The sequence below is a fragment of the Neisseria sp. HMSC70E02 genome (genome assembly GCF_001838645.1).
Lineage (GTDB): Bacteria > Pseudomonadota > Gammaproteobacteria > Burkholderiales > Neisseriaceae > Neisseria > Neisseria macacae.
This window is the reverse complement of the sequence record NZ_KV838074.1, coordinates 70870-79142: the sequence shown is the minus strand read 5'-3', so window position 1 is coordinate 79142 and position 8273 is coordinate 70870. Positions and strand designations below refer to the sequence as shown.

General features: G+C 54.0%; 10 protein-coding genes and 1 pseudogene. 7 read left to right on the top strand and 4 right to left on the bottom strand.

Features of this window, described 5'->3' with window-relative positions:
- Positions 1-77: 77 nt before the first annotated feature.
- The 4 genes from glmU to HMPREF3277_RS03040 form a co-directional block, all read right to left on the bottom strand.
- Positions 78-1451 (bottom strand): bifunctional UDP-N-acetylglucosamine diphosphorylase/glucosamine-1-phosphate N-acetyltransferase GlmU, encoded by a 1374-nt coding sequence (gene glmU / locus HMPREF3277_RS03055; protein ID WP_070870007.1) that lies wholly within the window; start codon positions 1449-1451, stop codon positions 78-80.
- 113 nt (positions 1452-1564) lie between these two features.
- On the bottom strand, positions 1565-1756 hold the full coding sequence (locus tag HMPREF3277_RS03050) for a hypothetical protein (RefSeq protein WP_003766199.1): 192 nt from the start codon (positions 1754-1756) through the stop codon (positions 1565-1567).
- 107 nt (positions 1757-1863) lie between these two features.
- Entirely contained in the window at positions 1864-2154 is a 291-nt protein-coding gene (locus HMPREF3277_RS03045) for a hypothetical protein (protein ID WP_003755616.1), read from the bottom strand.
- A 62-nt stretch (positions 2155-2216) separates the two neighbouring features.
- Positions 2217-2873 (bottom strand): pyrimidine 5'-nucleotidase, encoded by a 657-nt coding sequence (locus HMPREF3277_RS03040; RefSeq protein ID WP_070870006.1) that lies wholly within the window; start codon positions 2871-2873, stop codon positions 2217-2219.
- A gap of 62 nt (positions 2874-2935) precedes the next feature.
- Here HMPREF3277_RS03040 and HMPREF3277_RS03035 point away from each other — a divergent pair, with 62 nt between their 5' ends.
- The 7 genes and pseudogenes from HMPREF3277_RS03035 to HMPREF3277_RS03010 all read left to right on the top strand — a co-directional run bounded on the left by HMPREF3277_RS03035 (position 2936) and on the right by HMPREF3277_RS03010 (position 8066).
- Positions 2936-3937: a thiamine ABC transporter substrate-binding protein gene (locus HMPREF3277_RS03035; RefSeq protein WP_003755620.1), complete on the top strand. Its 1002-nt coding sequence runs from the start codon at positions 2936-2938 to the stop codon at positions 3935-3937.
- Positions 3938-4034: 97 nt separating this feature from the next.
- On the top strand, positions 4035-4280 hold the full coding sequence (locus HMPREF3277_RS03030; protein WP_070870005.1) for a methionine-binding protein: 246 nt from the start codon (positions 4035-4037) through the stop codon (positions 4278-4280).
- A 3-nt stretch (positions 4281-4283) separates the two neighbouring features.
- The gene (locus HMPREF3277_RS03025) at positions 4284-4604 is read left to right on the top strand and encodes a hypothetical protein (RefSeq protein WP_070870004.1); all 321 of its coding nucleotides are present in this window, start codon (positions 4284-4286) and stop codon (positions 4602-4604) included.
- Positions 4604-4717, top strand: a pseudogene (locus tag HMPREF3277_RS15170) (IS5/IS1182 family transposase); the annotation flags it as partial. The gene HMPREF3277_RS03025 and the pseudogene HMPREF3277_RS15170, both read left to right, overlap by 1 nt.
- Before the next feature lie 206 nt (positions 4718-4923).
- Complete coding sequence (locus HMPREF3277_RS03020; protein ID WP_070870003.1) at positions 4924-6777, top strand: ABC transporter ATP-binding protein; 1854 nt, start codon at positions 4924-4926, stop codon at positions 6775-6777.
- Between the two features lie 139 nt (positions 6778-6916).
- Positions 6917-7564: a hypothetical protein gene (locus tag HMPREF3277_RS03015; RefSeq protein WP_070870002.1), complete on the top strand. Its 648-nt coding sequence runs from the start codon at positions 6917-6919 to the stop codon at positions 7562-7564.
- Position 7565: 1 nt separating this feature from the next.
- Entirely contained in the window at positions 7566-8066 is a 501-nt protein-coding gene (locus HMPREF3277_RS03010; RefSeq protein ID WP_003763731.1) for a surface-adhesin E family protein, read from the top strand.
- Positions 8067-8273 lie beyond the last annotated feature (207 nt).

The window sequence follows — 8273 nt, the reverse complement described above, 5'->3', positions numbered from 1 at the left end:
CCTAACCTTCCCCCGCCGGACGGGGGAAGGGACAGATTGCTGTTGCTGCAACGAGTTGCGCAGGGCGGTTTACTGCTTTATTTCTTATCCCCTTTTTCAGGACGCACCCAGCCTTCGATGACGGTTTGGCGGGCGCGGGCGAGGGCGAGTTTGTTGTCTTCGACGTTTTTGGTAATCGTGCTGCCTGCGCCTGTCGTGACTTTGTTGCCGAGTTTGACGGGGGCGACTAGGACGCAGTTGGAGCCGATGCGGACTTCGTCGCCGATGACGGTTTTGTGTTTGTTCACGCCGTCGTAGTTGGCAATGATCGTGCCTGCGCCGAAGTTGGTTTTGCTGCCGACTTCGGCGTCGCCGATGTAGGTGAGGTGGTTGGCTTTGGTGCCTTTGCCGATGGCGGCGTTTTTGATTTCGACGAAGTTGCCGACGTGTACGTCGTCTGAAAGGCGGGCTTGCGGACGCAGGCGGGCGTAAGGGCCGATTTGGTTGTTTTGTCCGATTTCGCAGTCTTCGAAGTGGGAGAAGGGGGCGATTTTGCTGTTTGCGCCGATTTTGGCGTTTTTGATGACGCAGTTTGCGCCGATTTCGACGTTGTCGCCGATTTCGATGTCACCTTCGAGGACGACGTTGACGTCAATCACGATGTCTTGTCCGTGTTTCAGACGACCCCTTAAATCAAAGCGGGCGGGGTCGCGCAGGGTGACGCCTGCTTTGAGCAAGGCTTGCGCCTGTTCGGTTTGGAAGATGCGTTCGAGTTCGGCGAGCTGGAGTTTGTTGTTCACGCCGGCGGCAAGGTGGGAGGCGCGCACTTGGACGGGATGGACTTTGATGCCGTCGGCAACGGCTTTGGCGATGAGGTCGGTCAGGTAGTATTCGCCTTGGGCGTTGTTGCTGGAGAGGGTGTCCAGCCAGTTTTCGAGTTTGGCGTTGGGCAGGACGAGGATACCTGTGTTGATCTCGCGGACGGCTTTTTGGGCGGTGTCGGCGTCTTTTTCTTCGACGATGGCGGTTACGCTGCCTTGGCTGTCGCGGATGATGCGGCCCAAGCCTGTCGGGTCGGCGGGAACGTCGGTCAACAGGCCGACTTCGCTGCCGGCGGCTTCGAGTAGGGTTTCGAGGGTGGCGGTGTCAATCAGGGGAACGTCGCCGTACAGCACCAGCGTGCGGCCTTCGGCGGAAAGGTGCGGCAGGGCGGTTTTGACGGCGTGGCCGGTGCCGAGCTGTTCGGTTTGTTCGACCCAGACGACGTCGCGTTTGACGGTGTCCAAAACTTGGTCTTTGCCGTGTCCGATGACGACGCAGATGTTTTGCGGATGGAGCGCGGCGGCGGTGTTGATAACGCGCTCAACCATGGGAAGGCCACCGATGCGGTGCAGCACTTTGGGCATTTTGGAATACATGCGCGTGCCTTTGCCGGCGGCGAGGATGACGATGTTGAGGGGTGTGGCGGACATGATGGGCTTTCTCGAATGCAATGTTGATGAAGGGGGTATTTTGGGGGCATCTGAACGGGGTTTTGGGGTTTCAGACGACCTTTTTATTTGGGTTCGGTGTGCGGACGTGGGGGTTATGGTTTGTTGGGTTTGGGGTTCCAGCGGTACGAGTCGGCATGGCTGCCGTGTTCCAAGCGGTCGAGTGTGGTCGGTTTCAGGGGCGTGCGCGCGGATGTGTCGGCGGGACGGCTGTCGAAGTCGTAGCGGTCTGTGGTGCAGCCGCTCAGGATGGCGGCGGTAACGAAAATCAGGGCGAGGGAACGCATGGTTTTCTCCTTGAGAAGGACGGTAGATGTGGGACGAACGGGATGGCGGTTATGTTTGAGGTCGTCTGAAACGGAAAAAACGGTTTCAGACGACCTCTGCGGGCGGGTTATTCTTCGGTTTGCGTTTCGGGCGCGGCGTGTCCGGCGCCTTGGGGTTTGTTCCATGTTGTGCCGCGTACGTTTTCTTGGTCGCCGTGCAGCGGTTTGAGGGTACGGCGTTCGGGGCGGTATTGGTTGTAACGCATATCGCGGGAGTAGGTGCCGTCTTCGTAATAGATGCGCGTGCCTTTTTCGTATTTGGGGCGCAGGGAGGTGTGGCCGGATTCGTTTTGGTAGGTTTCCCAAGTACAGCCGGTCAGGGCGGCTGCGGCGGCGAGAATGAGGGCGGTGTATCGCATGATGGTTGTCCTTGTGGTCGGGCGGATTGGTGCCGTTGTTCAAACCCGATATTGTAAAGGTTTCAGACGAGTGCCGACAGTTTTTCGGCACATTCGGCGAGCGCCTGCATATCTTTTGCAACGGCGTCGGTAAAGGGCAGGGGATGGGCTTTGCTGCCGAACCATACGGTTTTCATGCCCAGCTCTTTGGCTTGGTGCAGGTTGTCCGCGCTGTCGTCGATCATGATGCACTGTCCAGGTTGGGCATTGAGCAGGCGGCAGACGGTCAGGTAGGCTTGCGGGTCGGGCTTGTAGCGCAGTCCGAAGTCGTCCGTGCCGAAGAGTGCGTCAAAACGGTTTGCCAAACCCAATGCCCCGATAACGGCGCGGACGTAAAACGAAGGGCCGTTGGAAAAAACGGCTTTGCGTCCTTTCAGACGACCTAAAACGCTTTCGGTTCCCTCCATGCCTTGCAATTTTGCCAAGATTTGCGCGATGGGATGGCTTTCGCGCAGAAATTCGCAGATGTCGATTTCGGGATGGTGGATTTGCAGGCCGGCAAGCGTCGCGCCGTACCGGTGCCAATAGTCCTGACGCAGGTCGGATGCCGCTTCTTCAGAGAGTTTGAGGCGTTGTGCCATGTAGTCGGTCATGGCGCGGTTGATGATGTAAAAAATGCCGGCATCGGCGTTGTGCAGCGTGTTGTCGAGGTCAAAGAGCCAAACGGGGGAAAGGTTCATGTCGTGTGTTGGTGCGGATTTTGTTATGATGTTTCGTATTTTACCCGTACAAAGGTTAGAGAATGAAACTGAAATTATCCGCCCTCGCCCTCTTGCTGGCTTCGGCAAACTTATCCGCCCAGACTGAAGTGCGCCTTGCCGTGCACAAATCCTTCAGCCTGCCCCAATCCGTCATCGCGCAGTTTGAAAAAGCCAACGACGCCAAAGTCTCCGTCATCAAGGCGGGCAGCGGCAACGAAATGCTCAACAAGCTGATTCTCAGCAAGGCCAACCCGATTGCCGACGCGGTTTACGGTTTGGACAACGCCAATATCGGCAAAGCGCGCGAAGCAGGCATACTGGCGGCGGCGCAGCCCAAATCCGCGCCCGTTTCAGCGGGAATGCCCGTCATCGCGGCAGTGAATTACGGCTACGTTACCCTCAACTACGACAAAAAATGGTTTGAACAGAAAAAACTGCCGCTGCCCAAAACCTTGCAGGACCTGACCCGCCCCGAATATAAAAACCTGCTGGTAACGCCGTCGCCCGCCACGTCCTCGCCCGGACTCGCCTTCCTGATGGCGAACATCGGCGGCATGGGCGAAGAGGGCGCGTTCAAATGGTGGGCGCAGATGCGTCAAAACGGCGTGAAAGTCGCCAAAGGCTGGAGTGAGGCCTATTACACCGACTTCACCCAAAACGGCGGCGCGTATCCGCTCGTCGTCAGCTACGCCGCCAGCCCCGCCGCCGAAGTCCACTACTCCAAAGGCAAATACAGCGTGCCGCCGACTGGCAACCTCTTCCTCAAAGGCGGCGTGTTCCGCCAAGTCGAAGGCGCGGCAGTCTTGAAAGGCGCGAAACAGCCCGAACTGGCGGCGAAACTCGTACAGTGGCTGCAAAGCGGCGAAGTGCAAAAAGCCCTGCCGACCGAAATGTGGGTCTATCCCGCCGTGAAAAACACGCCGCTGCCCAAAGTCTTCGAGTTCGCCCAAGCCCCGAAACACACCGACTCGCCCAGCCGCAACGACATCGACACCAAACAGAAACAATGGGTCGGCCGCTGGACGAAGACTGTGTTAAGGTAAGCGGAAAGGTCGTCTGAAAACCCCAAAACGGTTTCAAACTGATCGAAACCACGTTTCAGACGACCCCTTACCGTTTCGTTTTGAATGAAGGAATCCCATGAAGAAGCCCCTGCTCTACGCCTTCACGCTGACCGCACTTGGCGGCTGTTTCTACACCGAAACCCCATACGGGCGCACCGCCGTCCTCGACCTGCCCGTCCATTCCCAAACCACCATCAACAAAACCGTTACCGTCAACGCCCCGCCGGGAACGACCGTCATCTATCAGGACAGCGAGCCGGTACACCGCTACGGCTATCCTTACCCGCGCCCGTATCCCGCGCGTCGGATTTACCGGTATTGAAAAATGTCTGTGAAAGCGATTTATGAAAAACTGACCAAGTTGCCCACCATTATTGGTCTGGATAATGAAGTCCTGTTGATTGAGGAACTTCAAAAAAGCGAGATAGAAGACATCAGGCAAAATCTGGACAGCTTCTTGTCTATATTGAGTGACCTGCAAATTTCGCATCAAAGTGACGGCATATTCGGCGTGACGCCTGAGAACAAGCACATTTTTTTCGGTTTTGTTTTTTGGCTTCAGTCCGTTCAAAATAAAATTGGAATGGATATAAGCCGATACGCCGATGGGTTTGATACGGATTTCAGCGGCGATTTGACCATATAAGGACGGATAATAGTGGAATTAACATAAATCAGGACAAGGCGACGAAGCCGCAGACAGTACAGATAGTACGAAAAGGAGAGGTAACGCCGTACTGGTTTAAAGTTAATCCACTATAAAAGCCGTATTCCTTATCGGCACGCTATTTCAGACGACCCCTCATCAATCACGGCACTTTGCCTGTCCCGACTTCTTTACGGTGTCTTCCCGCCGTTTTTTCCCGTAAAATAATGCCTTTAACTCCCGATACTTGTTTTCAGACGACCTGTCCCCACCGTAGAGGTCGTCTGAAATCCATTCTCTCTCAATTAAACCCAATACAATGATTCAAAAAATATTCTCATGGTTCGAATCCCGAATCGACCCTTACCCCGAAGCCGCCCCGAAAACGCCTGAAAAAGGGCTGTGGCGGTTTATCTGGAGCAACATCGAAGGCCTGCGCAAATGGATTGCCGTTTTGGCGGTGTTTACCGCCGGTATCGGCATTATGGAAGCCCTGCTGTTTCAATTTATGGGCAAAGTCGTGGACTGGCTCGGCAAATACACGCCCGCCACCCTGTTTGCCGAAAAAGGCTGGGCGTTGACGGCGATGGCGGCGATGATGGTGTTTTTCGCCCTCTGGACCTTCCTCGCGTCCAACGTGCGCCTGCAAACCCTGCAAGGCGTGTTCCCCATGCGCCTGCGCTGGAATTTCCACCGCCTGATGCTGGGGCAGAGCCTCGGTTTCTATCAGGACGAATTTGCCGGCCGCGTGTCCGCCAAAGTCATGCAGACCGCGCTGGCGTTGCGCGACGTGGTGATGACGGTTGCCGACATGGTCGTTTATGTGCTGGTGTATTTCATCACCTCCGGCGTGATTTTGGTCGCGCTCGACGGCTGGCTGCTGCTGCCCTTTATCGGCTGGATGATTGGCTTCGCCCTGATTATGCGCTTTCTGATTCCCAAGCTCGGCAAAACCGCTTCGCGTCAGGCGGATGCGCGCTCGCTGATGACCGGCCGCATTACCGACGCCTATTCCAACATCACCACCGTCAAACTCTTCTCCCACGGCGCGCGCGAAGCGGCTTATGCCAAGCAGTCGATGGAAGAATTTATGGTTACGGTACACGCCCAAATGCGTTTGGCGACGCTCCTGCACACTTGCAGCTTCATCGTCAACAGCTCGCTGACCGCCGGCACGACCGCGCTGGGCATCTGGCTTTGGTATCACGGACAGGTCGGCGTCGGCGCGGTTGCCACCGCCACCGCCATGGCGTTGCGCGTCAACGGCCTGTCGCAATACATCATGTGGGAATCCGCCCGATTGTTTGAAAACATCGGCACCGTCAACGACGGCATGGCAACCCTGTCCAAACCGCAAACCATCCTCGACAAGCCGAACGCCCTGCCGCTGAAAGTGTCGCAAGGCGAAATCAAGTTCGAACACGTCGATTTCTCCTACGAAGCCGGCAAACCGCTGCTCAACGGCTTCAACCTCACCATCCGCCCGGGCGAAAAAGTCGGGCTGATCGGACGCAGCGGCGCGGGCAAATCCACCATCGTCAACCTGCTTTTGCGCTTCTACGAACCGCAAAGCGGCACCATTTCGATTGACGGGCAAAACGTGGACAGTGTGACCCAAGAAAGCCTGCGCGCCCAAATCGGTTTGGTCACGCAAGACACCTCGCTGCTGCACCGTTCCGTGCGCGACAACATCGTTTACGGCCGCCCCGATGCCACCGACGCCGAAATGATTTCCGCCGCCGAACGCGCCGAAGCCGCCGACTTCATCCCCAACCTTTCCGACGCCAAAGGGCGGCGCGGCTACGACGCCCACGTCGGCGAACGCGGCGTGAAACTCTCCGGCGGTCAGCGCCAGCGCATCGCCATCGCCCGCGTCATGCTCAAAGACGCGCCGATTCTGCTGCTCGACGAAGCCACCAGCGCGCTCGACTCAGAAGTCGAAGCTGCCATCCAAGAAAGCCTCGACAAAATGATGGACGGCAAAACCGTCATCGCCATCGCCCACCGCCTCTCCACCATCGCCGCGATGGACAGGCTCATCGTCTTGGACAAAGGCCGCATCATCGAAGAAGGCAGCCACGCCGAACTCCTCGAAAAACAAGGCCTCTACGCCAAACTCTGGGCGCACCAGAGCGGCGGTTTCCTCAACGAACACGTCGAGTGGGAGCATTAAAAACCGCCCGATAAGGCGGGCAAATAAAAGGTCGTCTGAAAAATAAGCAATTAGATTATGTTTCACTTTGATGTGATGATGGAATAAAATTGAATTTGGGTTATTCAATATTAGTTGATGACAATTTTGGAAAGAAAATATGAAACGATCTATCAAATATTTGAGTATGGCTGCACTTGCATTTGCAGCAAATGCATGGGCAGGAAGCGCAGAAGAAGAGTTGCTGAACGCATTTGTAAAATGTGATGCATCTATGTTTGATATCTTGAAAAACGAGCAGGAGCAATTGAGCAAATATGCTCCGATTGAGAAAGTAGGAACGGTTGCACGTTTTCAGTTAGGTGCTGCCGATGAGGATGGGAAAAGACAGGTTGTTTTTAATAAGCCGATAACATTAAAAGGCTTACGTTTCAGTAGTTTCGAGACAATAAATTTGGAAATGCCATTTAATGAGGCGGGTAAAAATCCTATCTTTTATTTCTGGGGGTTTGAAATCGAAAAAGCGCAGGCTGCTGATGTGATGGCGAAGTTCCCACAATGGGGTTTGAAACCGATGGGTGAAAATTTTGCGACTACTCCGCAAATTATTATTAATAGTCACAAGTCCTTACGCTGGCAGCCAAATATGCAAGCAACGCCTAATTCGATGCCTGCGAAAAATACAGTAGAAAAAATGTTGGTATTGGAAGAGGAAAGTGGCAAAACAAGTCTCTACTGCACGGTTCAAGGTTATCCGAATAACCAATTGATTCGTCGTGAGCGACTTGATTTAATCGGAGGAAAATAAAATGAAAAAGTTGGCTGTTTTTTTGATGGCGATTTGTTTGCCAATTTCAGCATTTGCCGAATTTGCCGATAAGCCAAGATTTTTGCCCATGTCCGGCGGTACTCGGAGTCAGGCTTATGTAGACATGGAAAGTATCAGGCATCATCCTAACAATCCAAAATTGTTAGTATATGATATGGTAACCAATTTTGATGATACCGTTAGCGAAGTGGCGGGAACTTCTGTGATAGAGAAGCATTATCTTGATTGTCTGAATAAGATCGATATCTCAAATCCAGAACCAATGAAGGTATACAGTAGTCCTTTTGGAAAAGGGGAATTATTGCATGATATTCCAAGTGAGTCTAACCGGTTTGAAATGAAAGAGATTTCCCCAATTAGTATACTATCTGCTTTTGTGTGCGAGGTCGGAGGTCGTGATTTTGGCGGCAACCCGAATGCCTTCGAAGACATGAAAAAAGAATTGGATAAAATGACGAAGCAGAAAGGTCGAAAAAGATAAACCTTCAAGGTCGTCTGAAACCGAAAATCAGGTTTCAGACGACCTTTTTTGATTTCGGCATAACGATGCGCTAAACTTCCCGCTTGTGCCGCCTGACAGGGCGGATGGCAGATTGCCTGCCCACCTGATTCCGCCTGTTTTCATGACCAAGCGGGCAACAGGTTTTCTGCCACTTTATAGTGGATTAACTTTAAACCCGTACGGCGT

Bases quoted from the DNA above. Each gene is read 5' to 3' on its own strand.
- glmU (WP_070870007.1), bottom strand. From the start codon at position 1,451: ATGTCCGCCACACCCCTCAACATCGTCATCCTCGCCGCCGGCAAAGGC.
- HMPREF3277_RS03050 (WP_003766199.1), bottom strand. From the start codon at position 1,756: ATGCGTTCCCTCGCCCTGATTTTCGTTACCGCCGCCATCCTGAGCGGC.
- HMPREF3277_RS03045 (WP_003755616.1), bottom strand. From the start codon at position 2,154: ATGCGATACACCGCCCTCATTCTCGCCGCCGCAGCCGCCCTGACCGGC.
- HMPREF3277_RS03040 (WP_070870006.1), bottom strand. From the start codon at position 2,873: ATGAACCTTTCCCCCGTTTGGCTCTTTGACCTCGACAACACGCTGCAC.
- HMPREF3277_RS03035 (WP_003755620.1), top strand. From the start codon at position 2,936: ATGAAACTGAAATTATCCGCCCTCGCCCTCTTGCTGGCTTCGGCAAAC.
- HMPREF3277_RS03030 (WP_070870005.1), top strand. From the start codon at position 4,035: ATGAAGAAGCCCCTGCTCTACGCCTTCACGCTGACCGCACTTGGCGGC.
- HMPREF3277_RS03025 (WP_070870004.1), top strand. From the start codon at position 4,284: ATGTCTGTGAAAGCGATTTATGAAAAACTGACCAAGTTGCCCACCATT.
- HMPREF3277_RS03020 (WP_070870003.1), top strand. From the start codon at position 4,924: ATGATTCAAAAAATATTCTCATGGTTCGAATCCCGAATCGACCCTTAC.
- HMPREF3277_RS03015 (WP_070870002.1), top strand. From the start codon at position 6,917: ATGAAACGATCTATCAAATATTTGAGTATGGCTGCACTTGCATTTGCA.
- HMPREF3277_RS03010 (WP_003763731.1), top strand. From the start codon at position 7,566: ATGAAAAAGTTGGCTGTTTTTTTGATGGCGATTTGTTTGCCAATTTCA.